21 protein-coding genes are annotated in these 24,564 nt (G+C 68.4%); 14 read left to right on the top strand and 7 right to left on the bottom strand.

The window, feature by feature from the left end; all coding sequences use genetic code 11:
- Positions 1-60: 60 nt before the first annotated feature.
- The 5 genes from AAHS21_RS16025 to lysX form a co-directional block, all read right to left on the bottom strand.
- The gene (locus tag AAHS21_RS16025; RefSeq protein WP_342928595.1) at positions 61-1,776 is read right to left on the bottom strand and encodes a serine/threonine-protein kinase PknH/PknJ; all 1,716 of its coding nucleotides are present in this window, start codon (positions 1,774-1,776) and stop codon (positions 61-63) included.
- Between the two features lie 30 nt (positions 1,777-1,806).
- The gene (locus AAHS21_RS16020) at positions 1,807-2,046 is read right to left on the bottom strand and encodes a hypothetical protein (protein ID WP_342928594.1); all 240 of its coding nucleotides are present in this window, start codon (positions 2,044-2,046) and stop codon (positions 1,807-1,809) included.
- A gap of 10 nt (positions 2,047-2,056) precedes the next feature.
- Positions 2,057-2,494, bottom strand: a complete 438-nt coding sequence (locus AAHS21_RS16015; protein WP_342928593.1) for a DUF6653 family protein — start codon at positions 2,492-2,494, stop codon at positions 2,057-2,059.
- Positions 2,495-2,500: 6 nt separating this feature from the next.
- Complete coding sequence (locus tag AAHS21_RS16010; protein ID WP_342928717.1) at positions 2,501-3,913, bottom strand: alpha/beta hydrolase-fold protein; 1,413 nt, start codon at positions 3,911-3,913, stop codon at positions 2,501-2,503.
- Positions 3,914-4,059: 146 nt separating this feature from the next.
- Complete coding sequence (gene lysX, locus AAHS21_RS16005; RefSeq protein WP_342928592.1) at positions 4,060-7,392, bottom strand: bifunctional lysylphosphatidylglycerol synthetase/lysine--tRNA ligase LysX; 3,333 nt, start codon at positions 7,390-7,392, stop codon at positions 4,060-4,062.
- Between the two features lie 455 nt (positions 7,393-7,847).
- Here lysX and infC point away from each other — a divergent pair, with 455 nt between their 5' ends.
- From infC to AAHS21_RS15985, 4 genes are all read left to right on the top strand, one after another.
- On the top strand, positions 7,848-8,465 hold the full coding sequence (gene infC, locus AAHS21_RS16000; protein WP_096291081.1) for a translation initiation factor IF-3: 618 nt from the start codon (positions 7,848-7,850) through the stop codon (positions 8,463-8,465).
- A 41-nt stretch (positions 8,466-8,506) separates the two neighbouring features.
- Positions 8,507-8,701 carry a 50S ribosomal protein L35 gene (rpmI, locus tag AAHS21_RS15995; RefSeq protein WP_267730407.1) on the top strand — a complete coding sequence of 65 codons (195 nt, stop codon included), beginning with the start codon at positions 8,507-8,509 and terminating at the stop codon, positions 8,699-8,701.
- Positions 8,702-8,789: 88 nt separating this feature from the next.
- A complete protein-coding gene (rplT, locus tag AAHS21_RS15990; RefSeq protein WP_036468879.1) occupies positions 8,790-9,179 on the top strand; it encodes a 50S ribosomal protein L20 in 390 nt (129 codons plus the stop codon).
- A 5-nt stretch (positions 9,180-9,184) separates the two neighbouring features.
- The gene (locus AAHS21_RS15985; protein WP_342928591.1) at positions 9,185-9,976 is read left to right on the top strand and encodes an RNA methyltransferase; all 792 of its coding nucleotides are present in this window, start codon (positions 9,185-9,187) and stop codon (positions 9,974-9,976) included.
- On the opposite strand, the gene AAHS21_RS15980 is transcribed toward AAHS21_RS15985, so the two are convergent.
- Entirely contained in the window at positions 9,973-11,004 is a 1,032-nt protein-coding gene (locus AAHS21_RS15980; RefSeq protein WP_342928590.1) for an oxygenase MpaB family protein, read from the bottom strand. The genes AAHS21_RS15985 and AAHS21_RS15980 overlap by 4 nt on opposite strands.
- Positions 11,005-11,319: 315 nt before the next feature.
- On the opposite strand from AAHS21_RS15980, the gene AAHS21_RS15975 reads away from it, so the two are divergent.
- The 4 genes from AAHS21_RS15975 (at position 11,320) to pheT (ending at position 16,663) form a co-directional block, all read left to right on the top strand.
- Positions 11,320-12,111 (top strand): adenylate/guanylate cyclase domain-containing protein, encoded by a 792-nt coding sequence (locus tag AAHS21_RS15975; protein ID WP_342928716.1) that lies wholly within the window; start codon positions 11,320-11,322, stop codon positions 12,109-12,111.
- Positions 12,112-12,168: 57 nt separating this feature from the next.
- The gene (locus tag AAHS21_RS15970; protein WP_342928589.1) at positions 12,169-12,990 is read left to right on the top strand and encodes a rhomboid-like protein; all 822 of its coding nucleotides are present in this window, start codon (positions 12,169-12,171) and stop codon (positions 12,988-12,990) included.
- A gap of 143 nt (positions 12,991-13,133) precedes the next feature.
- On the top strand, positions 13,134-14,177 hold the full coding sequence (gene pheS, locus AAHS21_RS15965; RefSeq protein WP_342928588.1) for a phenylalanine--tRNA ligase subunit alpha: 1,044 nt from the start codon (positions 13,134-13,136) through the stop codon (positions 14,175-14,177).
- Positions 14,177-16,663 carry a phenylalanine--tRNA ligase subunit beta gene (gene pheT / locus AAHS21_RS15960; protein ID WP_342928587.1) on the top strand — a complete coding sequence of 829 codons (2,487 nt, stop codon included), beginning with the start codon at positions 14,177-14,179 and terminating at the stop codon, positions 16,661-16,663. The genes pheS and pheT overlap by 1 nt, the downstream gene beginning before the upstream one ends.
- Before the next feature lie 3 nt (positions 16,664-16,666).
- Here pheT and AAHS21_RS15955 read toward each other — a convergent pair whose 3' ends face one another.
- Complete coding sequence (locus tag AAHS21_RS15955; RefSeq protein ID WP_342928586.1) at positions 16,667-18,643, bottom strand: MFS transporter; 1,977 nt, start codon at positions 18,641-18,643, stop codon at positions 16,667-16,669.
- Positions 18,644-18,806: 163 nt separating this feature from the next.
- Between AAHS21_RS15955 and argC the strand changes: the two genes are divergently transcribed.
- Genes argC through AAHS21_RS15925 form a run of 6 tightly spaced genes read left to right on the top strand, consistent with a single transcriptional unit; the run spans position 18,807 to position 24,564 of the window.
- Positions 18,807-19,850 carry an N-acetyl-gamma-glutamyl-phosphate reductase gene (gene argC / locus AAHS21_RS15950; protein ID WP_342928585.1) on the top strand — a complete coding sequence of 348 codons (1,044 nt, stop codon included), beginning with the start codon at positions 18,807-18,809 and terminating at the stop codon, positions 19,848-19,850.
- On the top strand, positions 19,847-21,085 hold the full coding sequence (gene argJ, locus AAHS21_RS15945; RefSeq protein ID WP_342928584.1) for a bifunctional glutamate N-acetyltransferase/amino-acid acetyltransferase ArgJ: 1,239 nt from the start codon (positions 19,847-19,849) through the stop codon (positions 21,083-21,085). Before argC ends, argJ begins: the two co-directional genes overlap by 4 nt.
- Positions 21,082-21,978, top strand: coding sequence for an acetylglutamate kinase (argB, locus tag AAHS21_RS15940; protein ID WP_342928583.1), 897 nt, complete (start codon positions 21,082-21,084; stop codon positions 21,976-21,978). Before argJ ends, argB begins: the two co-directional genes overlap by 4 nt.
- Positions 21,979-21,992: 14 nt before the next feature.
- Entirely contained in the window at positions 21,993-23,159 is a 1,167-nt protein-coding gene (locus AAHS21_RS15935) for an acetylornithine transaminase (protein WP_342928715.1), read from the top strand.
- Complete coding sequence (gene argF / locus AAHS21_RS15930; protein WP_342928582.1) at positions 23,156-24,079, top strand: ornithine carbamoyltransferase; 924 nt, start codon at positions 23,156-23,158, stop codon at positions 24,077-24,079. The genes AAHS21_RS15935 and argF overlap by 4 nt, the downstream gene beginning before the upstream one ends.
- Entirely contained in the window at positions 24,076-24,564 is a 489-nt protein-coding gene (locus tag AAHS21_RS15925) for an arginine repressor (protein WP_342928581.1), read from the top strand. Before argF ends, AAHS21_RS15925 begins: the two co-directional genes overlap by 4 nt.

Here is a 24,564-nt window from a genome sequence, read left to right as displayed (position 1 = left end):
CCAATCGCGTGACCGGCCTGTCACGTTCTGCTGCACGCTGTTAGATTGCGCCGCAACGGTTTAGCCGGGCACTCTGGTCGCCATGTCATTGGCGATCTGCCGGGGTTGGTTGATGATTCCAGGCGCGCACCCGTTGACGTCGAGAACTACATTGGAGACCGCGGACAGCACGTGCTGGCACACCACCGGGCTGTTGGCCAACGTGTGCTGCAGGGCGATATTCGGCGGATTGCCGCTGACCTCCCGGAAGGTCCACTCGGATGTGACGCCCTTGTTGACCTGGGTCACGGTTCTGCCGGCGCAGCTTCGCCAGGGATCCACCTGCGCCGCCACAAATGCCTGGGCCTGGTTGGCTGACGCGAAAATCACGGCGCCCTGCACCACGACGTAACCGGGGTCGCTCTGCGGCTTCGTCAGCAGCTGGGCAAGCATCGCGGTATAGCCGCTGCTCTTGTATGTCTTGGTTTGAAAGCCGATGAGTGCTCCCAGGCACTTGTCATCCGACAGTGTGCTGTCGGGGCCGGAGTCGCTCATCTCTGTTGCGCTATGGTCCACGATGATTCCGGTGGTGCCCATCAGAACGTTGACCAGTTCGATCGGCGTCAGGATCGAATTCAGTTGTGCGGGAGTCACTGTCGGTGCGGCGCTGGTAGGCGCGGTGGTCGGTGCCACGGCGGTGGTGGCGGCGGTGGTGGTGAGTGCAGTGTCGGGTTCCGACGCACCGGGTTTACGCACGGCCGCCCAGATCGCGGTACCGGCGACGGACGCGACGACGACCGCGATCGCGCCGATCATCAGCCCCAGCCTGCGCTTGGGTGGCGGGGCCGGCGTCCAGGGTGGCGGGTTGGTGACCCAGGTCGGGGGCACGGGTGCCGGTTGGGTCCAGGGTTGCGGCGGCGGGGCGAAATGGCGGCTGTGGTGGATCAGGTCGGTCGCCCGGTCCTGGTCGGGGGTGCTGAGCGCGTGCAGGGCGGACTGCGCCAGATCGCCGGCGGTGACATAGCGGTCGTCGGGGTTCTTGGCCATACCGCGCGCGATGACGTCGTCGAATGCTGCCGGGACTGCCGGGTTTCGCTGACTGGGCCGCGGGATGGGTTCCATCATGTGCGCGGCCATCAGGCTGCTGAGGCTGTCGCTCTGGAACGGCGTTGCGCCGGTGAGGCATTCGTATAGCAGACAGGCCAGGGCGTAGACGTCGACTCGGTAAGTCGGGTCCTGCTTGCCGAATCGTTCCGGCGCCATGTAGCTCCAACTGCCCACGGCGGCACCGGTTTTGGTCACCCGCTGGTCGGTGGCAGCGGCGGCGATGCCGAAGTCGACCAGGTAGGCGAAGTCGCCCTCGGTGAGCAGGATGTTCTCCGGCTTGATGTCGCGATGAATGACGCCGGCGCGGTGGGCGGCATCGAGCGCGGACGCGATTTGCTCGACGATGGCGACCGCGCGCGGCGGGGGCAGCGGTCCGCCGCGGCGCAGCACCGAGCCGACGTCCTCGCCCTCGATGAACCGCATGTCGATGAACAGCTGGCCGTCGATCTCGCCGTAGTCGTGGATAGGCACGATGTGCGGTTCTGCCAGCCGTCCCGCGGTCTGCGCCTCCCGTTGCATGCGCCGGCGAAAGACGTCGTCGGCACTCACTTGCGTGGACACCAGCTTCAGCGCCACCACGCGGTCTTTGACGGAGTCGTAGGCCTCGTAAACCTCGCCCATCCCGCCGCGGCCCAGTAGTCGGCGCAACTGGTAGTGCCCGAACCGGCTACCAACGCGCGCTTCACTCATCGATGTCCCCCCGGCGTCAAGCCAACCGCCCTAACCCTCATCCGCGCGCATCGACTCGCGGATCTGCGCCAATCGTTCGGCCGCGGCACGCCGGCGCTCCTCGTATTGCTCGTCGACGGAGCGGCCCTTTGGGGATTCGGCGTCGAGTTCCGCGTCACCCAGTGACGCCGCGTAGCGGGTTTCGATTTTCTCACGCACCGAGTCGAAGGTCGGTACACCCGCGCTGTCGTACCCGGGGTCGGGTGCGGGGTTTGCTGGTAAGTCGGGCATGGTTGCCACGCTACTGCCGCGTGGCTGCGCCCTGCCGCTCACGCGCGAGATAACGCACCATTTGCTCCCAATAGACCAGGGTGAGCGACATGTGCAGCGTGGTAGCGATCGCCGCGAGCAGCAACAGATGGCGGCGGGCGGCCACCAGCGCGATCAGCGCCGTCGCCGAGGTCAGCCCGCTGACCACGGTGGCCCCGTCGAGGGGGCGTCGGCTGATCCACAGTTCCTCGCCGAGCATCGCTCGCGTCGACCAACCGTGCAGCCGCCGGGGCTCGCCGAAGACGTACGGGTTGGCCGCCAGCCACACCGCGAGCCAGATCGCATGGCTGCGCCGTCGCGTCCAGGCCGGCACCAGGATCAGCGGCGTGCTGGCCCAACGTGTCCACGCACTCCAGGGGTTGCAGTGCCGGGCGAACAGCGCCCGCCGCAGCCGTGCAATGGACGCCACCCGCGGCTACCTCGGCGCGGTGTTGGCGTGCTGGGCCGGGACCACCACCGGCGCGACCGTCGTCGCCTCGGCGGGCGACGTGCCTGGCAACGGAGCCCGCGGCACGCCGGGCGTGCCCAGCTGGCCGGCCAGCCACGGCAGCGCGGCCGCGAAGACCCGATCGGCGAAGGGCCAGTCGTGCTTACCCGGCTGGGGGAGCACCGCGCAGTCGATGCCATTGGCTCGGCCGAGCGCGCAGAGTGAATAGGCGGCCGCGGTCTGGTTGCTCGGGTTGGCGGCGGCATCGCGCTGCGCCAGCCGCATTGCCGCGGTGTCCGCGATCGCGTGCGTGGCAGGCCGGTCGTCCGACGAGATCGCGAACCAGCCGGAAACGTCGTGGTACCGGCCGTGCCGGTTGATCACCGTGCTCGGGTCGAACGACGCCCACGCATCGGCGTTTCCGCCGAACAGCCGGCTGATGGTTTGCGCCTTGTTGCCGGCGTTGGGGAAGAAGTCGCCGGCGACGTCGACGAACGCGCTGAACATATCCGGGTGCATGACGGTCAAGTCCACCGCGCAGGTGCCCCCCATGGACCAGCCCGCCACGCCCCAGTTCGCGCGGTCGCCGCTGACGCCGAAGCTGGTAACCATATAGGGGACAACATCTTCGGTGAGGTGGTCGGCAGCGTTGCCGCGGACGCCGTTGACGCATTCGGTGTCGTTGTTGAAAGCCCCGCCGGAGTCCACGAACACCAGCACCGGGGCTTGGCCGTGGTGGGCCGAGGCGAAGTCGTCGATCGTCTTGATCGCGTTGCCCGCACGCGTCCAGTCGGCCGGGGTATTGAACTGTCCGCCGATCATCATCACCGTCGGCAGCGCCGGCGGCGGGCTGGTCGCGAACCATTCGGGCGGCAGGTACACCAGCTCGCCGCGGTGTTTGAAGTGCGAGGCGGACGACGGGATGACCACCGGCACCACACTGCCGTGCGCCGGCCGAGTTCCCTTGGCGGCCATCGCGGTAACGGTGGCCCGATCGGTCTGGTCGGGCAGTGGGCCGGAGGTGAGCTGACCCCACGCGGACTGCACGGTGGGGAAGTAGCCGACCCACAGATTGAGCATCAGCGCGGCGCACAGCAGGCACAGCGGCACCGAGACCAGGGCCGCACCCCGCCGCCAGCCGGTTGCGCCGCGCCAGCCCAGCAGCAGCACCGCTCCGGCCATGCCGGCGACCGCGATCCACAGCCACAGCGCGGCCGGCGCGGGTTCCTCGGACAGACCCTGATCGACGACGTACCAGTGCGTTGCGTACGCCGCGGCACCACCGATCGCGGCCGCCAGGGGCAGGCACATCGTCCGCCAGCGCTGGGAACGCCAGCCGACGGCCAGCGTCAGCACGAGCGCGGTGACGACCTGGGCCGTGATCGGCACCCAGCCGTGCATCAGGGAGGTATGGCTACTTGCCAACAACTGTCCGGTGGCAACCGGCGCCGGCGGTGTCACGCGATCCATTGTGATCGATTGTTAACCATCCCGGAACATATTCAACCGATGTTCCCGGTGCGATCACGCAGGCGCCGTTGGCTGGGCTAATGCGGTTTGGCCAGCGGAAATGGCAGGGTCTCGCGGATGCTGCGACCAGTTATGAGCATCACGAGCCGATCGATACCCATCCCGAGCCCGCCGGTGGGGGGCATCGCGTATTCCATGGCCTGCAGGAAGTCTTCGTCGAGTTCCATGGCCTCGGGGTCACCGCCGGCGGCCAGCAGCGACTGCGCAAGCAGCCGGCGCCGCTGTTCCACCGGATCGGTCAGCTCGCTGTAGGCGGTGCCCAGCTCGACGCCCCACGCCACCAGGTCCCATCGCTCGGCGACGCCGGGCTGACTGCGGTGCGGCCGGGTCAGCGGTGACACCGACGTCGGAAAGTCGATGTAGAACGTCGGCGCCTCGGTGCGGTCCTCGACCAGGTGCTCGTAGAGCTCCAGCACGACTGCGCCGGCGTCCCAGTGGTCCCGGTACGGAATGCGGGCGCGGTCGGACAGCTTGCGCAATGCGCTCAGCGACGTGTTCGGGTTGATGCGTTCGCCGAGTGCGTCGGAGACCGCGTCGTGCACCGTCTTCACCGGCCATTCCCCGGAGATGTCGACAGGCTCGAGGCGGCCGTCGTCCCGCGGGTGGGGCCGCAGCACGGTCTGCGTGCCGTTGGCCGCCTCGGCGGCGTTCTGGATGAGCTCGCGGCAGCCGTCGATCCACACCCGGTAGTCGGCATGGGCCTGATAGGCCTCCAGCAGCGTGAACTCCGGGTTGTGGCTGAAGTCGACGCCTTCGTTACGGAAGGCCCGGCCCAGTTCGAACACCCGCTCCACGCCGCCGACGCACAACCGCTTCAGGTACAGCTCGGGCGCGATGCGCAGAAACAGGTCCATGTCGTAGGTGTTGATGTGTGTGACGAACGGGCGGGCCGCGGCCCCGCCGTGAATCGGCTGCAGGATCGGGGTTTCCACCTCGATGAAGTCCTTGGCGAACAACGTTTCGCGCACCGAACGCAGCACGCTGCTGCGGGCCATCACCAGGTTGCGTGACTCGGCATTGACCGCCAGGTCGACGTACCGGGTGCGCACCCGCGCTTCCGGGTCGGTCAGCCCTTTCCACTTGTTGGGCAACGGCCGCAAGCACTTCCCGACCATTCGCCAGTCGCTGACGATCAACGAGCGGGTTCCGCGCTTGCTGAATCCCATGTGCCCGGTCATCTCGACCAGGTCGCCGAGGTCGATGGCCGCGGTGAAATCGGCGGTCCGGCCGGACTCCAGGCGCGAATTATCCAGCAGCACTTGCATTTCGCCCGACCAGTCACGTAGTTCGGCGAACAGCACGCCGCCGAAGTCACGGATCCGCAAGATCCGGCCCGCTACCGAGACCGTGTCCTGGTCGTCGCTGTCGAGGGCGCGCGCGACGGTGTGGCTGGGCGGAGATCCCACCGGGTAGGCGTCAATTCCGTTGCGCTGCAGCGTTCTCAGCTTGGTCAGGCGGACACGTACCTGTTCGGGTAGCCGTCGCCGGTACTCCTCGGAGTCGACTTCGTCGCCCCGCTTGAGCCCGCTGACGTCTGGCGTCGATCCGTCTTCGTGCAGCAACCCCGATTCCGCGAGCCTGGCCGGCACAGCCGAGTGGTGCCCGGTGTGGACCTTGTCGCGCCGGCTGAATGGCAACACCAGGAAGCCTTCGGCCATCGCCGAAGCGACACCCACCCGCGGGATCAGCCGGGCGTCTTCGTAGCAGGCGTAGCGGGGAACCCATTCGGGTTGGTACTTCATGTTGGAGCGGTACAGCGTCTCCAGCTGCCACCACCGGGAGAAGAACAGCAGCAACCCGCGCCACAGCCGTGCGATCGGGCCGGCGCCGAGTTGCGCGCCCTGCTCGAACGCCGACCGGAACATGGCGAAGTTCAGCGAAACACGATTGATACCAAGCCCTTCCGCGTTCAGGGCAAGTTCGCTGACCATGAATTCGTTGGTGCCGTTGGGCGAGTTGGGGGAGCGGCGCATCACATCCAGGGAAACCCCGGTGCTTCCCCATGGCACCAGCGACAGCATCGCGACCACCTGCTCGTCCCGATCCAGCGCCTCGACCAGCAGGCACTCGCCGTCGGCGGGATCTCCCAGTCGCCCCAGCGCCATGGAAAATCCGCGCTCGGACTGGGTGTCGCGCCAGGCGTTGGCGCGTGCGATCGTCTCGGCCATCTCCTCGGCGCTGATGTCGCGGTGCCGGCGGATGCGGACCGTCAGCCCGGCTCGGCGTGCCCGCGTCACGGCCTGACGCACCCCGCGCATGTCCGGGCCGGACAGCTTGAAATCGGAGGTCCGCAGAATGGCCTCGTCGCCAAGCTCGAGAGCATTGAGGCCGCGCTCCCGATACGACTGAGCCCCTTGGGAACTGGCGCCCATCACACCGGGTGCCCAGCCGTAGGTCTTGCACAGCCCCAGCCATGCCTCGACGGCTTGCGACCAGGCCCGGGGGTCACCGACCGGATCGCCACTGGCCAGGCAGACGCCCACCTCGACTCGGTAGGTGATCGCGGCGCGGCCACTATGGGCGAAGACCACCGACTTGTCGCGTCGGGTGGCGAAGTAACCCAGCGAATCGTTCTTCCCGTACAGCTCGAGCAGCCCGCGGATCGCGGACTCGTCCTCGCCGGTGAGAGCGTTGTCGGCGCGCTGGGACTGGAACAGCACGATCGCGGCCGCGATCAGGGCGAGCGCGCCGAACAACCCGAAGATCGCATTGAGCAGAACGTGCGGCTTGCCGGTGAACAGGTCGGGGTCGGCCAGCGCGAACCCGACGACGCGGTTGGCCACGTAACCCAGCCGATCCTGGCGGGCCAGCGACCCGGGGAAGAGCTCGACCAGGCCCCAGGACAACAGGATTCCGATCACGTCCCCGACGACCAGGACGGCGGCCGCCTTGAGCAGCGCCGCGCGGCGGACCTTGGCCCAGAACTCCCGATAACTCAACAGCAGCAGGACGATCACGACGATGTGCATCGCGAACCCGAGGTTTTCGCCGAACGTCTCGGCCGCGGTGTTGTCGCCGGCGGCGATGTCGGCGGCGTTCCAGAATGCGGCCAGCACCATCTGGCCCAGCAGCACCCACCACGCGATACGTTTACGGGCGGTCAGCGCCGCCGCCAGCAGCGCCAGCACGAACGACCACGCGATGCTGGTGTCCGGGAAGTTGAACAGGTAGTCGTTGATGAACTCCCGCGGGCCCTTGATCAACCACCGGATCAGGGGCGACACGCTGCCGATCAGGGACAGGGTGGCGATGACGCCGACGGTCCAGCCGGCCGCCGCCGGTACCCACCGGTACCGAGAGTTCGACCGGCTGCCGGAACGAGGCCCCGAAGCAGCAGAAGCGAGAGTCACAGACCGCGAGGATAAGCCTTTACACCGTGAAATGCCTGGCGAAGCGCCAATCACGTCGAGACTAGTTATCGGTCCCGGGCGCGGCGCGATGGCGCGGTTCGGAATGCCGCCCGCGGTGGTCTCCGGCAGCTGAAATGCAGGCAGACGCCCGATGGCTGCTAGACTTGCCTCCGCGACCATCCCGGCTTGGCCTGGGACAGTTAAGTGGAGTCCCACTCCCACCGCTAGCCGCGAAACATTTCAAGGCGTAGCGGTCCGGTCACCGGCACCGCAAGGTGCCTGTTTCGCGCATGGCGCGAACGGCCTGAATGCGTTTCAGGTCGTGATCGGTCGGCATTGGGCCCTGCTTCTGCAGGGCTTTTTTTGCTGATGGTGTGGCGTTTCCACTGCTGAATCCCGACGGGCCCGAGCCACCGGTCGTGCGAGACGACGAAAAGCCCAACAAGGGAGGCCCCATCAGCACTGAGACCCGCGTCAATGAGCGCATCCGCGTACCTGAAGTCCGACTGATCGGCCCGGGGGGGGAGCAGGTAGGCATCGTGCGTATCGAAGACGCATTGCGCGTCGCCGCGGACGCCGATCTCGACCTCGTCGAAGTCGCCCCGAACGCCAGGCCACCGGTCTGCAAGATCATGGACTACGGCAAGTTCAAGTACGAGGCGGCGCAAAAGGCGCGCGAATCCCGCCGGAACCAGCAGCAGACCGTTGTCAAAGAGCAAAAGCTGCGACCCAAGATCGACGATCACGATTACGAGACCAAGAAGGGCCACGTAATCCGCTTCCTGGAAGCGGGATCGAAGGTAAAGGTCACCATCATGTTCCGCGGACGCGAGCAGTCGAGGCCCGAGTTGGGCTACCGATTGCTGCAGCGCCTGGGCGCGGACGTCGCCGAGTACGGATTCGTCGAAACGTCGGCCAAGCAGGACGGCCGCAACATGACGATGGTGCTGGCGCCGCACCGCGGCGCCAAGACTCGCGCCAGGGCGCAGCACCCGGAACAGCCCGGAGCCGCGCCGGCGCAGGCCGCCGACGAGACCGATGCCCCCGGCGACAACGCAGCTGCACCGAACTGACCTGACAGCCAAACCGCGAAACAGTAAGAACCAGAGGAAACATGCCCAAGGCCAAGTCCCACAGCGGGGCGACCAAGCGATTCCGGCGTACCGGGACCGGAAAGATCGTCCGCCAGAAAGTCAATCGTCGACACCTGCTCGAGCACAAGCCGAGCAAGCGCACCCGGCGGCTCGACGGCCGCACCGAGGTTGCGGCCAACGACACCAAGCGTGTCAACGCGATGCTGAACGGCTGACCTCAGCCACACCGAGTGCCGGCCGGGATACACCGAACCCGGCACGGCACCTGAGACCATTTACGTCTGAACGAGAGTAGGAACATCCATGGCACGCGTGAAGCGGGCAGTCAACGCCCACAAGAAGAGGCGCAGCGTCCTGACAGCCTCGAAAGGCTATCGCGGCCAGCGGTCTCGGCTCTACCGCAAAGCCAAAGAGCAGCAGCTGCATTCGTTGCAGTACGCCTACCGCGACCGCCGCGCCCGCAAGGGTGAGTTCCGCAAGTTGTGGATCTCGCGTATCAACGCGGCGGCCCGCGCCAACGACATCACCTACAACCGGCTGATCCAGGGCCTCAAGGCCGCCGGTGTGGAAGTCGACCGCAAAAACCTTGCCGACATCGCGATCACCGATCCGGCCGCGTTCACCGCGCTGGTCGACGTCGCCCGGGCGGCCTTGCCCAAGGACGTCAACGCGCCCTCCGGAGAAGCTGCTTAACCCCGGTGCTCACCGAGCGCTCGGCCCGGGTGGCCGCGGCGGTCAAATTGCATCGCCACGTTGTGCGACGACGGGCGAACCAGTTCCTGGCCGAAGGCCAAAATCTGGTTGAGGCCGCGTCGTCGCGCGGCTTGGTCCGCGAGGTGTTCGTCACCGAGCTCGCGGCGCAGCGGCACGCGGCCCTGCTGGCCGGCCAGCGAGGCCCGGTCCATGTGGTCACCGACCGTGCCGCAAAAGCCCTGTCCGACACCGTTACTCCGGCGGGGCTGGTCGCCGTCTGCGACATGCCGGCAACCGGACTGCAGCAGGCGTTGGCCGGCTCACCCCGGCTGGTCGCCGTCGCCGTCGAGATCAGCGAGCCGGGCAACGCGGGCACGCTGATCCGTCTGGCCGACGCCATGGGCGCCGCGGCGGTGATTCTCGCGGGGCACAGCGTCGACCCCTACAACGGCAAGTGCCTGCGCGCGTCGGCCGGCAGCATCTTCTCACTTCCGGTCGTCGCCGACCCTGACGTCGACGCGGTGCTGGGCGCGGTGCGTGTCGCCGGGCTGCAGGCGCTGGCCACCACCGTCGACGGCGGGACGCGGCTGGACGAGGCTGACGAACTGCTGAGTAGGCCGACGGCCTGGCTGTTCGGCCCCGAATCGCACGGCTTGCCCGAAGAGATCACCGACCAGGCGGACCAGCGCGTGCGCATCCCGATGTCGGGCGGCGCCGAGAGCTTGAATGTCGCTGCTGCCGCGGCGATCTGCCTGTATCAGAGCGCCCAGGCACTGGGTGTGCTGCAGGGTTTCTAAGCGGCCCTTTTGCGGCCGCCGGCGGGGCGCAGCCCGGCCAGCGAGAGTGTGGTGTGCACCAGCGACCCGGCCCGCTCGATCAGCGACTTATTGCGCAGGGAACCCGGGGGCCAGTAGTGCATCGGCAGGCCGCGCCGGTCGCGCGGCGGTGCGATGAACTCGGGCGCCTCGACCAGTGGCGCATCGAGCGGAACCCGGCCCTCGGCGCGGCGGTAGGCGGCCAGCGCCCGCGGATGCAGCCGGATCTCGTCGGGCACTGCCAGGAACGCCAGCGCAATCAGCTTGCCGAACACCCGCAGCAGGATTTCGTCGCCCGGTGTCCAGCGCATGCCCGCCTTCTCGCGCACCGCCGGTTCGAAGAGCCCGGCCGCGATCCAGCGTTGACCGGCCACCAACGGCTTGAAGATCTGATCCCAGATCGGCGTGGGCATCAGGACGAACTTCGGCTTCGGGATGCGGATCCGGAAGATGTCCAGCGTTGCCTGGTTGATCTCCAGCTCGTCGCGGCAGACCCGGTCCCAGTACTCCTGGAATTCCTCCCAGGACCCCGGCACCGGCCGCATGCTCATGCCGTACATCCGGTACCACTGCACGTGCTCGTCGAACAGCTGGCGCTTCTCGGACTCGGTCAGGCCGCCGCAAAAGTATTCGGCGACCTTGACGATGAGCATGAAGAAGGTGGCGTGCGCCCAGTAGAAGGTCTCGGGATTCAGCGCGTGATAGCGACGCCCTTCGGCATCAATCCCCTTGATGGTGTCGTGGTAGTGCTTGATCTGCTCACCCGTCAGAGGCGCGCGATCGCCGTCGTAGACCACGCCCATGATCGGATACACCGACCGGGCCACCCGCTGCAGCGGCTCGCGCAGCAGGATCGAATGCTCCTCGACGCCGGCACCGAGCTGTGGGTACATGTTCTGGATCGCCCCGATCCAGACGCCCATCATTCCGGTGCGCAGGTCGCCAAAGTACTTCCAGGTCAGGGAATCTGGCCCAAGAGGATCAGCGGATGTGGTCGATGCGGTTGTCATCACGACCTCCTACGTGCCCAATGAGCTCACGATAACTCTGACAACGCGTGTTGTCCGCGTTTCGGCGCGCGCCACGCGAAGCCGTTACCGAGATTCCACGCACGTGTGGCAGCGTCGTGATCAGCCGGTTTGATGCGATGTGTGACACAAACCGGACAGGCGTCGTTGCCCGGCTTCCCCGGAACTACTTACCCTTGCCAGGTGGAACTCGCGCCGCGCGATCCGGATCCGGCCGAGTCCTATGACAAGGACTCGGATTCGGTGACGACGGTGACGCCTCCCGGCTCCACCTCTTTCTCAGGAAGACGACCTCCGGTGTCCAAACACACCGCGGTCCAGTGGTGGCAGACCGCCAATCGCAGCCCGGGCGTGGTGGCCTTCATTCGGCGGGCGCGGCGGATGCTGCCGGGCGATCCCGAATTCGGCGACCCGCTGTCGACTGCGGGTGATGGCGGCCCGCGGGCGGCGGCCCGCGCCGCCGACCGGTTGCTGGGGGATCGCGATGCGGCCTCGCGCGAAGTCAGTCTTGGCGTGCTGCAGGTCTGGCAGGCCCTGACCGAAGCGGTGTCTCGCCGGCCGGCGAACCCGGAGGTGACGCTCGTCTTCACCGACCTGGTCGGCTTTTCGACGTGGTCGCTGCAGGCCGGGGACGATGCGGCGCTCACATTGCTGCGCCAGGTGGCCCGCGCGGTGGAGCCGCCGTTGCTCGATGCCGGCGGGCACATCGTCAAGCGGATGGGCGACGGCATCATGGCAGTGTTCCGGCGTCCTGATGTCGCGGTGCGGGCCGTGGTGCAGGCCGACGCCGCGATGCGGGAGGTCGAGGTGGGCGGCTATCGACCCCGGATGCGGGTCGGGATCCACACCGGGCGACCGCAGCGGCTGGCCGCCGATTGGCTCGGTGTCGACGTCAATATCGCCGCTCGCGTGATGGATCGTGCCACCAAGGGTGGGATCATGATCTCGGCTGCGGCGCTGGATCTGATCCCGCAGAACGAGCTGGACGTACTCGGCGTCGTCGCTAAACGCGCACGTAAATCCATGTTTACGCCCAAGACCCCGGGCATTCCGCCGGACTTGGCGATATACCGCTTGGAATACTATTAGCCAAGTCACAGCGTCCCATCACGAGGACGAAACAATTTAGCCCTCATAATGGATTCAATGCTTGGGGGACTGCTTTCCCGGCTCGGCCGGATCCGTTTCACCGTGGGGTATGCCGCGGTGCTGCTTGCCGTGAGCTGCGCCATCCTGATGCTCGGCCAGCACGCGCACGACGTCATCGTCGCGCGTGCCAGCACCAACCTGCACAACTTGGCGCACGGACACATCGGCACCCTGTTGGGCAGCGCGCTGGTCGTCGACGCCGGTCCGCTGTGGTTCTGGTTGCCGTTCCTGACCTGCCTGCTGGCGCTTGCGGAGCTGCATTTGCAGACCATCCGGTTGGTGATCGCGTTCGTGGTCGGTCACATCGGCGCGACGTTGGTGGTGGCCGCCGCTCTTGCCTCCGCGGTCGAGTTCGGCTGGCTGCCGATATCGATCTCGCGGGCCAGCGACGTCGGGATGAGCTATGGCGCCCTGGCGGTGCTCGGCGCGATGACGGCCGCGATACCGCAGCGGTGGCGCCCGGCGTGGATCGGCTGGTGGATCTCGGCGGGCCTGGCCTCGGCGATCATCGGTGCCGACTTCACCGACGCGGGTCACACCGTCGCCGTGATCCTGGGCGTGCTGGTGTCCGCCCGGTTCCGTCAACCGATCCGCTGGACGCCGGTGCTGATCGCGATGCTGGTGGCGTCCTCCGGGTTCGGCTTCCTGGTCCTGGCTCACCACTGGGCAACGATGGCCACGGCTCCGGTCGTCGGGTCGCTCGGCGCTTTCGCGGCCTACAAGCTCGCCCAGCTCAGGGCGTCGCGCCACCCAGCGCCGGTCGAGGCGGCAGACGACGGGGAAGCGTCCACCGCGCTGCAGCCGGCCCTGGTCGGCTAATCCATCGCTGCCCGCCGAAGCGCGTTCAGTTCCCCGGGCTGGGTCACATATGATCGGCACTCGACCCGTGCCTGTTTTTCAGCACCGCTCGCTGGCAATACGGGCAGCCCCTACCGCCTCGTCAGCAAGGAGAGTGTCGCCGCGTGGGTGATCAACCCGTCGACCTGTCGCCGGAAGCGATGGCCGAGGCTGTCGATGCTGCCCGCGGAGCTTTGGCCGGGGCCGGCAACCTGGAAGCGCTGGCACAGATCAAGACCGAGCACCTGGGCGACCGCTCGCCGATCGCACTGGCCAGACAGTCGCTGGGCACCCTGCCCAAGGAGCAGCGCTCCGACGCCGGCAAGCGCGTCAACACCGCGCGCGGCGAGGTGCAAAGTGCGTACGACGAACGGCTGGCGGTGCTGCGTGCCGAGCGCGACGCTGCCGTGCTGGTCGCCGAAAGCATCGATGTCACGCTGCCCTCGACCCGCCAGCCTCCCGGCGCCCGGCACCCGATCACGATCCTGGCCGAACACGTCGCGGACACCTTCATCGCGATGGGGTGGGAACTGGCCGAGGGCCCCGAGGTCGAAACCGAGCAGTTCAACTTCGACGCCCTGAACTTTCCGCCCGATCACCCGGCGCGCAGCGAGCAGGACACCTTCTACGTCGCGCCGGATGATTCCCGCCAGCTGCTGCGCACCCACACCTCGCCCGTTCAGGTGCGCACGCTGCTGGAGCGCGAACTGCCGGTCTACATCGTCTCGATCGGCCGCACCTTCCGCACCGACGAACTCGACTCCACTCACACGCCGGTGTTCCACCAAGTCGAGGGCCTCGCTGTGGACCGCGGCCTGTCGATGGCGCACCTGCGCGGGACCCTGGATGCGTTCGCGCGCGCGGAGTTCGGCCCCGAGGCCCGCACCCGGATCCGGCCGCACTTCTTCCCGTTCACCGAGCCCTCCGCCGAGGTCGATGTGTGGTTCGTCGGCAAAAAGGGCGGTGCCGGCTGGGTGGAATGGGGCGGCTGCGGCATGGTTCATCCAAACGTGTTGCGCGCCGCCGGGATTGATCCCAATGTCTACTCGGGCTTCGCATTCGGGATGGGCCTGGAACGCACCCTACAGTTCCGCAACGGCATCCCCGACATGCGCGACATGGTCGAAGGCGACATCCGGTTCTCGCTGCCGTTCGGGGTGGGTCTGTAATGCGCATTCCGTATAGCTGGCTGCGTGAGGTGGTTGCCGCCGGGTCGCCGGGCTGGGATGTCGCCGCCGCCGATCTCGAGCAGACACTGGTGCGCATCGGTCACGAGGTCGAGGAAGTCCTTACCCTGGGCCCGGTCGAAGGTCCGCTGACCGTGGGCCGGGTGTCCGCGATCGAGGAGCTCACCGAATTCAAGAAGCCGATCCGCGCTTGCCTGGTCGACGTCGGCGAGGGTGAAGATCGTGCAATCATCTGCGGCGCAACCAACTTCGCGGTGGGTGATCTGGTGGTGGTGGCGCTGCCCGGCACCACGCTGCCCGGCGGGTTCGCGATCACCGCCCGCAAGACCTACGGCCGCAGCTCCGACGGGATGATCTGCTCGGCATCCGAGCTCGGCTTGGGGGCTGACCATTCGGGAATTCTGGTGCTGCCGCCGGGAACCGCCGAACCCGGTGCCGCCGGCGCCGAGGTGCTCGGGCTGGACGACGTGGTATTCAACCTGGCCATCACCCCGGACCGCGGTTACTGCATGTCGGTGCGCGGCCTGGCCCGCGAGATCGCCTGCGCCTACGAGCTGAATTTCGTCGACCCGAGCGTCGTCGAGCCGCTGCCGGCCGACGGCGAGGCGTGGCCGCTGACCGTGCAGGCCGAGACCGGCGTACAGCGGTTCGCGCTGCGCCCGGTCACCGGCATCGATCCGGCAGCGGTCTCACCATGGTGGCTGCAGCGCCGGCTGTTGTTGTCCGGCATCCGCGCGATGTCCCCGGCCGTGGACGTGACCAACTACGTGATGCTCGAACTCGGCCACCCGATGCACGCCCACGACCGCAACCGCATCACCGGGGGCTTCAAGGTGCGCTTCGCGCAGCCCGGCGAGACGGTCGTCACCCTGGATGACATTGAGCGCAAACTCGATCCGGCCGATGTGCTGATCGTCGACGACGTCGCGACGACGGCGATCGGCGGTGTGATGGGCGCGGTGAGCACCGAGGTGCGCACCGACTCCACCGACGTGCTGCTGGAAGCCGCGGTGTGGGACCCGGCCGCCATTTCGCGCACCCAGCGGCGGCTGCACCTGCCCAGCGAGGCCGCGCGTCGTTACGAGCGCGCCGTCGACCCGGCCATCTCGGTAGCCGCGCTGGACCGCTGTGCCGCGCTGCTGGCCGACATCACCGGCGGATCGGTGTCGCCGACCCTGACCGACTGGCGCGGGGATCCGCCGCGCGACGACTGGTCGCAACCGGCGATCTCGATCGCCGCCGACCTGCCGGACCGCGTCGCCGGTGTGGCGTACGCCGCGGGCACGACCACCCGGCGGTTGGCCCAAATCGGTGCCGCGGTAACCGAAGACGGTGACACGTTGATCGTGACCCCGCCGAGCTGGCGGCCCGATCTGCTGCAGCCCGCCGACCTCGTCGAGGAGGTGCTGCGGCTGGAAGGCCTCGAGGTCATTCCGTCGCTGCTGCCGCCGGCGCCGGCCGGGCGCGGCCTGACGCGGGTGCAGAAGCGCCGCCGCGCGATCGGGAAGTCGCTCGCGCAGTCCGGGTATGTCGAGATCTTGCCGACCCCGTTCTTGCCGGCCGGTGTGTTCGACCTCTGGGGCCTACCGGCCGACGATCCGCGGCGCACCGCGACACGGGTGCTCAACCCGCTGGACGCCGATCGTCCGGAGCTGGCTACCACGCTGCTGCCCGGACTACTGGAAGCGTTGGGGCGCAATGTATCCCGAGGCCTTGTCGACGTAGCGCTGTATGCCATCGCGCAGGTGGTGCGGCCGACCGAGCAGACTCGCGGCGTCGAGCTGATCCCTGTCCACCGCCGGCCGACCGACGCCGAGATCGCGACGCTGGACACCTCGCTGCCCCGCCAGCCTCAGCACGTCGCCGCGGTGCTGGCCGGGTTGCGCGAACCCCGGGGCCCGTGGGGCCCCGGCCGTACCGTCGACGCCGCCGACGCCCTGGAGGCGGTGCGAATCATTGCGCGCGCCAGCGCAATCGACGTCACGTTGCGCGCGGCGCAGTACCTGCCGTGGCATCCCGGCCGCTGCGCCGAGGTCGTCGTCGCCGACACCGTCATCGGCCACGCGGGTCAACTGCATCCGGCGGTCATCGAGCGGTCGGGGCTGCCGAAGGGGACCTGCGCCGTGGAGCTCGACCTCGACGCGTTGCCGATCACCGAGCTGTTGCCGGCGCCCAGGGTGTCACCGTTCCCGGCCGTCTTCCAGGACGTCAGCCTGGTGGTGGCCGCGGACGTGCCGGCCCAGGCGGTGGCCGATGCGGTGCGCGAGGGAGCCGGCGAGCTGCTGGAAGACATGCAGCTGTTCGACGTGTTCACCGGCCCGCAGATCGGCGAGAATCGCAAGTCGCTGACCTTCGCGCTGCGGTTCCGTGCCCCGGACCGCACGCTGACCGAGGACGACGCCAGCGCGGCCCGCGATGCCGCGGTGCGGCGCGCCGCCGAGGCCGTCGGCGCCGAAATGCGCGCCTAGGCTTCAGCTTTGGCTGACGGCCGCGCGCAGTTGCTCGCCGGGTAGTCGCCACAGCACGGTGCCCGGGGCGGCGGTGGCGGTGGCCGCACGGGTCGCGCCCGGCCGCAACACGGCGACTTCGCCGAAGATCCGGCCCGGGCCCAGCGCGCGAATGCGTTCGCCGGCCCGGTCGAAGTCGACGCGCCCGTCGACGATGTAGTACGCGTCGCGGGCGGGGTCGTTCTCGCCGAACACGACGGTGGCGGTCTCATATCCCTCGGTGGTTGCCGAGGCCGCCAGGTCGCGGAGGGTGTCTGCGGGCAGCGCGGCCAACAGGGGTGCACCCGCCAGCGCGGCGTCGCGGCCGTTCGCGGTCGCGGGCATGTTCGCTTGTCGCTCGGTGGACGCCGCGTCGATGGTCTGACCCGTCGGGTCAAAGCCGGTCAGCACCGTCAGGAACCCCCGTCGGGGGAGGACCCACAGCCGGCAATCGGATGTCGCGCGCACGGTAGCGCTGCGGGTGGTGTCGCGCAGCAGGGCGAGCTCGCCGAAGAAATCGCCCGCGGACAGCGAGCGGACGTGTCGTCCGTCGACGCACACGTCGAGGGTGCCGGACTCGACGATGTAGAAGGAGTCGCCGTACTCGCCTTGGTAGGTGACGACCTCGCCGGCGCCGACCTCTTCGCGGTAGATCTGAGTGGCGATGCGTTCCCGCAACACGTTGGTCAGCGGAGCGAACAGCTCGATGTCGTCGAGGGCCCCCACCCGCTCACGGGTCGCCGCGACTCTGGCGTCGGTGCGCAGCAGCGCGCGTGCCACAGCCAGCATGGCCAACACCGTCAGCACGGCCAGGGCCAGCAGGCTGATGCGCAGCGACCACCCCTGGGTCACGCGCGTCGTGGCCCACGCGCCCGCGGCCATCGCGAACTGGCTCAGGCCTTCCACCGCGCCGAGCACCCGCCCGCCCGCGGACAACGGGATGAGACTTTGGATCTGTACCTGGCCCGCCATCATCACCAGGGCACTCCCGGCGCCGAACGCGATGGTGGAGGCGAGCACAACGGCATAGTGCGGTGCGGCCGCCATCAGGGTCAGGGCTGTGGCCATGACGGCCCCGGCGACGACGAACCACGGGCCCAGCCGGCGCTTGCCGATCGCACCGAGCGCCACCCCGCCCAGCAATCCGCCGCCCGCAATCAAAGCGGTCAGCACGCCGGGTCCGGCCTTTCCCCAGTGCAGGAGGTCGATCGCCAACGGCACGACGAAAACTTCGCTCGCCGCCAGCATCAGGAACGCCAGCGCGGTCACGACGACGATCGAACGCACGTGGGGTCCGGCGACGGTGCGGATCCCCTTGGCGGTTTCGCTCAGCGCATGCCGGGGACCATCGCCGGTGGCGCCGTGCGGGCGTTCGGCGACGTCCACCCGCAAGGTCATCACCGCGGCCACGGCACCCAGGGCGAAGACGGCGGAGACGCTGAGCGCCGCGGCGGGTGATGTGGCAGCCAGCATCAGGCCGCCCGCAACCGGCCCGATCAGGATCCCCATCTTGTCCGTGGCTCCCAGCGCCGCGTGTGCGCGAACCAGGTCCTGGGGTCGCTGGGTGATGGACGGCAGCAGCGCCGCGGTCGTCGGCCGCACGAACATGGTGGTGGTGCCCTCGACTCCGATCACCGCGACCAGGATGGACACCGCCGGGAAGAATGCCGCCGAGATCGCCGTGACCACAATCGAAACCAAGCGCATCGCGAACACCCCGGTGAGGATGCGTTCGTGCGGGTACTTGTCGATGACGTATCCCAGCGCCGGCGACAGCAGCGCGGCCGGCAAAACGGCGGCGACGCTGATGGCCCCGACCGCGCCCACCCCGGACAGGGTGAACGCATACACCGTCGTGACGGTGTACCACATCCACTCGGCGACCGTCGCCAGCAAGCGTCCCAACACGAGCCGGCGCAGCTTGGGGTTCGGCGACACGGACTCTCGGGTCTGCAGGCGCACCCGACCCACATACCCCCGCCGAGTAACGCCAACCTTCACGGCAAGCAAAGACGAGACGCGAGTTGCAGGCCGCGGGACGAGGCGACGACCGTGTGGCGTGCGTGAACCGTTGGCGGTGAGTATGAATTTGCAATCATTCGCATAACCATGCAGAATCGACGAAATGGCCGACGTGATAACAGTGGCGGTTGCCGGTGCCAGCGGCTATGCCGGCGGGGAGATTCTGCGCCTGCTGCTCGGGCACCCGGCCTTCGCCGACGGCCGGCTTACGATCGGCTCGGTGACCGCCGCGGCGAGCGCAGGCAGCTCGCTCGGCGAGCACCACCCGCATCTCACACCGCTGGCGCAGCGCGTGGTCGAGTCCACCGAACTCGACGTGCTGCGCGGCCATGACGTGGTCTTCCTGGGCTTGCCGCATGGGCATTCGGCGGCGCTGGCCGAACAACTCGGCCCCGAGACCCTGGTCATCGACTGCGGCGCGGACTTCCGGCTCACCGATCCCGCCGCGTGGGAACGGTTCTACGGATCCCCGCATGCGGGCAGTTGGCCCTACGGCCTGCCGGAGTTGCCCGGCGCCCGGGAGCGGCTGCGCGGTACCCGCCGTATCGCGGTGCCGGGTTGCTATCCGACCGCGGCGCTGCTGGCATTGCTGCCCGCGGTGGCCGAGGACATGGTCGAACCGGCCGTCACGGTGGTCGCGGTCAGCGGCACCTCCGGAGCGGGACGCGCCGCCAAACCCGACCTGCTCGGCTCCGAGGTCATCGGGTCGGCCCGGGCCTACAACATCGCCGGCGCCCACCGGCACACGCCCGAAATCGCCCAGGGCCTGCGGGCCGTCACCGATCGTGACGTCACGGTGTCGTTCACCCCGGTACTGATCCCTACCTCCCGCGGAATCCTGGCCACCTGCACCGCGCGCACCACGGCGCCTCTGTCGCAATTGCGGGCGGCATACGAAAAGGCTTACGACGCCGAACCTTTCATTTACCTGATGCCCGAGGGGCAGCTGCCCCGCACCGGCTCGGTGATCGGCAGCAACGCCGCGCACGTCGCCGTCGCGGTCGACGAGGACGCCCAGACGCTCGTCGCGATCGCCGCGATCGACAACCTGGTCAAGGGGACCGGCGGCGCCGCCGTGCAGTCGATGAACCTGGCGCTGGGTTGGCCGGAGACCCAAGGACTTTCGGTGGTCGGAGTGGCGCCATGACTGATGTCGTTCCCGAAGAGCCCACCGAGGCGTCCGCTACGCGGCTGGTGCGCACCCAGGGTGTCACCGCGGCCGCCGGTTTTCGGGCGGCCGGAATTGCCGCCGGGATCAAGGCTTCCGGCGCACGCGACCTCGCGCTGGTGTTCAACGAAGGACCCGACTATGCGGCCGCCGGGGTTTTCACCCGCAACCAGGTCAAGGCCGCGCCGGTGCTGTGGACCCAGCAGGTCCTCACCACCGGCCGGCTGCGGGCGGTGATCCTCAACTCCGGCGGTGCCAACGCCTGCACCGGGCCCGGCGGATTCCAGGACACCCACGCCACCGCGGAGGCGGTTGCGGGCGCGTTGTCGGACTGGGGAACCGAGACCGGGGCGGTCGAGATCGCCGTGTGCTCCACCGGACTGATCGGCGACCGGCTGCCGATGGATAAGGTGCTCGCCGGCGTCACGCACATCGTGCACGAGATGCAAGGCGGGCTCAGTGGTGGCGACGAGGCCGCCCAGGCGATCATGACCACCGACACGGTGCCGAAAAAGGTTGCGCTGCATCATCAAAGCAACTGGACGGTCGGCGGGATGGCCAAAGGCGCGGGCATGCTCGCGCCCTCGCTGGCCACCATGCTGTGTGTGCTGACCACCGACGCGGTCGCCGACTCCGCGGCACTCGACCACGCACTGCGCGCCGCGACCGCGCGCACCTTCGATCGGCTCGACATCGACGGCTGCTGCTCGACCAACGACACCGTGCTGCTGTTGGCCTCCGGCGCCAGCGGGATCACGCCGTCTCAGGCCGAGCTCGACGACGCCGTGCGGCAGGTCTGCGACGACCTGTGTCTTCAGCTGCAAGCCGATGCCGAGGGGGTGACCAAGCGTGTCACCGTGACGGTGACCGGCGCATCGTCGGAGGCCGACGCCGTGCTGGCCGCCCGCTCGATCGCCCGTGACAGCCTGGTCAAGACCGCGATGTTCGGTTCGGACCCGAACTGGGGCCGGGTGGTGGCCGCCGTCGGCCTGGCACCGGGGGTGTTCGTGGATCCCGATCGAATCACCGTGTCGTTCAACGGGTTTACCGTCTGCGCCAACGGGACCGGGGCTCCGGGCTCACGCGACGTGGACCTGTCCGGGACCGACATCGACGTCACCGTCGACCTCGGCCTGGGCGACGGCGAAGCGTCGATCCGTACCACCGATCTGTCGCATGCCTATGTCGAAGAGAACTCGGCCTACAGCACATGACGGCGAACATCAACACCGACGAACTGTCCACTCACGTCAAGGCACAAGTGCTCGCCGAGGCGCTGCCCTGGCTCGTCCAGCTGCACGGCAAGATCGTCGTGGTCAAGTACGGCGGCAACGCGATGACCGACGAGACGCTGCGTCAGGCCTTCGCCGCCGACATGGCATTTCTGCGCAACTGCGGAATCCATCCCGTCGTCGTGCACGGCGGCGGCCCGCAGATCACCGCGATGCTGCGCCGGCTGGGCATCGACAAGGGTGACTTCAAGGGCGGATTCCGGGTCACCACACCGGAAGTGCTCGACGTCGCACGGATGGTGCTGTTCGGACAGGTGGGTCGCGAACTGGTCAACCTGATCAACGCCTACGGTCCCTACGCCGTCGGCATCACCGGCGAGGACGCTCAGCTGTTCACCGCGGTGCGGCGCAGCGTCACCGTCGACGGCGTGGCCACCGACATCGGCCTGGTGGGTGACGTCGACAAGGTCAACACCGCCGCGGTGCTGGATCTCATTGCGGCGCGGCGCATTCCGGTGGTCTCGACCCTGGCGCCCGACGCCGAGGGCGTGGTGCACAACATCAACGCCGACACGGCCGCGGCCGCGCTGGCCGAGGCGCTGGGCGCCGAAAAGCTGTTAATGCTGACCGATGTCGAGGGTCTGTACACCAGCTGGCCGGATCGCGATTCGCTGGTCAGCGAAATCGACACCGCCACATTGGCGCAACTGCTACCCACTTTGGAGGCGGGCATGATCCCGAAGGTCGAAGCGTGTCTGCGGGCGGTCACCGCGGGCGTGCCCAGCGCTCACGTCATCGACGGCCGGGTCAAGCACTGCGTGCTGGTCGAGCTGTTCACCCACGCCGGGACCGGCACCAAGGTGGTGGCGGCGTGAGCAACACCGACGCCATGCGGCAGCGGTGGGAAGCCGTGATGATGAACAACTACGGCACCCCGGTGATCGCGCTGGCCAGTGGCGAGGGCGCGGTGGTCACCGACGTGGACGGCAAGAGCTACCTGGACCTGCTCGCCGGCATCGCGGTCAACGTGCTCGGCCACAGCCACCCGGCCGTCATCGAGGCTGTCACGCAACAGCTCTCGACGCTGGGACACACGTCGAACCTGTACGTCACCGAACCGGGTGTCGCGCTGGCCGAGGATCTGGTGGCCCTGCTGGGCACCGACACCATGACCCGGGTGTTCTTCTGCAACTCGGGCACCGAGGCCAACGAGATGGCGTTCAAGTTGTCGCGGCTCACCGGCCGTACGAAACTGGTTGCCGCGCAAGAGGGTTTTCACGGCCGCACGATGGGCTCGCTGGCGCTGACCGGCCAGCCGGCCAAGCAGGCGCCGTTCGAACCGTTGCCCGGCGACATCACGCACGTGCCCTACGGCGACGCCGATGCGCTGGCGGCCGCCGTCGACGACCAAACCGCGGCGGTATTCCTGGAGCCGATCATGGGGGAGAGCGGCGTCGTCGTCCCGCCCCCGGGCTACCTGGCCGCGGCCCGCGAGATCACGACACGACACGGCGCCCTACTGGTGCTCGACGAGGTGCAGACCGGAATCGGGCGCACCGGAGCCTTTTTCGCCCACCAGCACGACGGCATCACCCCCGATGTGGTGACGCTGGCCAAGGGGCTCGGCGGCGGACTGCCGATCGGAGCCGTGCTGGCCGTCGGGCCAGCGGCCGACCTGTTGACTCCCGGCCTGCACGGCAGCACGTTCGGCGGCAACCCGGTCTGCACCGCCGCAGCACGCGCGGTGCTGCGGGTACTCGTCGATGACGACCTGATCCGGCGTGCCGAGATGCTGGGCAAGTCGCTGCGCCAGGGCATCGAAGCGCTGGGCCACCCGCTGATCCACCACACCCGCGGCCGCGGGCTGTTGTGCGGCGTGGTGCTCACCGAGCCACGGGCCAAGGACGTCGAGGCCGCCGCGCGGGAGGCCGGATTCCTGGTCAATGCCACCGGAGCCGACGTCATCCGATTGGCGCCGCCGCTGGTGATCACCGAGGCCCAGATCGACAGCTTCCTCACCGCGCTGCCCGCGATCCTCGACAAGGCCGCGGCGTGAGGCACTTTTTGCGCGACGACGACCTGTCGCCGGCCGAACAGGCCGAAGTGCTCGAGCTGGCCGCCGAGCTGAAGAAGAACCCGTACAGCCGTCGCCCACTGGACGGGCCGCGCGGGGTCGCGGTGTTGTTCGACAAGAACTCCACCCGGACGCGCTTCTCCTTCGAGGTGGGTATCGCGCAGCTGGGCGGGCACCCCGTCGTCGTCGACAGCAGCAGCACTCAGCTGGGCCGCGACGAGACGTTGCAGGACACCGCGCGGGTGCTGTCGCGCTACGTCGACGCGATCGTGTGGCGGACTTTCGGGCAGGACCGGCTGGAGGCGATGGCCTCGACCGCGACGGTGCCGGTGGTCAACGCGCTGTCCGACGAGTTCCACCCCTGCCAGGTGCTGGCCGATCTGCAGACCATCGCCGAGCACAAGGGGGCGCTGCGCGGATTGTCGCTGTCCTACTTCGGCGACGGCGCGAACAACATGGCGCATTCCCTGATGCTCGGCGGGGTCACCGCCGGCATCCACGTGACGATCGCGGCCCCGGAGGGCTTCACGCCGGACCCGTCCGTGCTGGCCGCCGCCGAGCAGCGCGCCGCCGAGACCGGTGGGTCGGTCAGCGTGACCACGGATGCCGAGTCGGCCGCCGCGGGCGCCGACGTCCTGGTCACCGACACCTGGACGTCGATGGGACAGGAAGCCGACGGGCTGGACCGGGTCAAACCGTTTCGGCCATTCCAGATCAACGCGCGGCTGCTGGAGTTGGCTGACCCGAAAGCTATTGTGCTGCACTGTCTTCCGGCTCACCGCGGCGATGAGATCACCGACGAGGTGATGGACGGACCGGCCAGCGTGGTCTTCGACGAGGCCGAAAACCGGTTGCATGCCCAGAAAGCGCTGCTGGTGTGGCTGCTGGAGTGGTTCCGATGACGCGCGGCGTCTCCGACGTCACCCGGGCCGGGCGTCAGGCGCGCATCGTCGCGGTGCTGTCGTCCTCGTCGATCAGCAGCCAGAGCGAGCTGGCCGCCAGGCTGGCCGACGAGGGCATCGAGGTCACCCAGGCCACGCTGTCGCGCGATCTCGAAGAGCTCGGCGCGGTGAAGCTGCGCGGCGCCGACGGCGGCGTCGGGGTCTATGTCGTCCCGGAGGACGGCAGTCCGGTGCGTGGCGTCTCCGGCGGCACCGCGCGCTTATCGCGACTGCTGAGCGAGCTGCTGGTGTCCACCGACGCCAGCGCGAACCTCGCGGTGCTGCGCACTCCGCCGGGCGCAGCTGACTATTTGGCCAGCGCAATCGATCGCGCGGCGTTACCGTACGTCGTCGGCACAATCGCCGGAGACGACACTCTGTTCGTGGCCGCCCGGGAGCCGATGACCGGCGCCGAGCTGGCCCGAACCTTGGAACAGCTCAAGTAA

The organism is Mycobacterium sp. 050272 (assembly GCF_039023525.1).
Classification (GTDB): domain Bacteria; phylum Actinomycetota; class Actinomycetes; order Mycobacteriales; family Mycobacteriaceae; genus Mycobacterium.
This window is presented reverse-complemented; position numbering and strand designations above follow the sequence as displayed.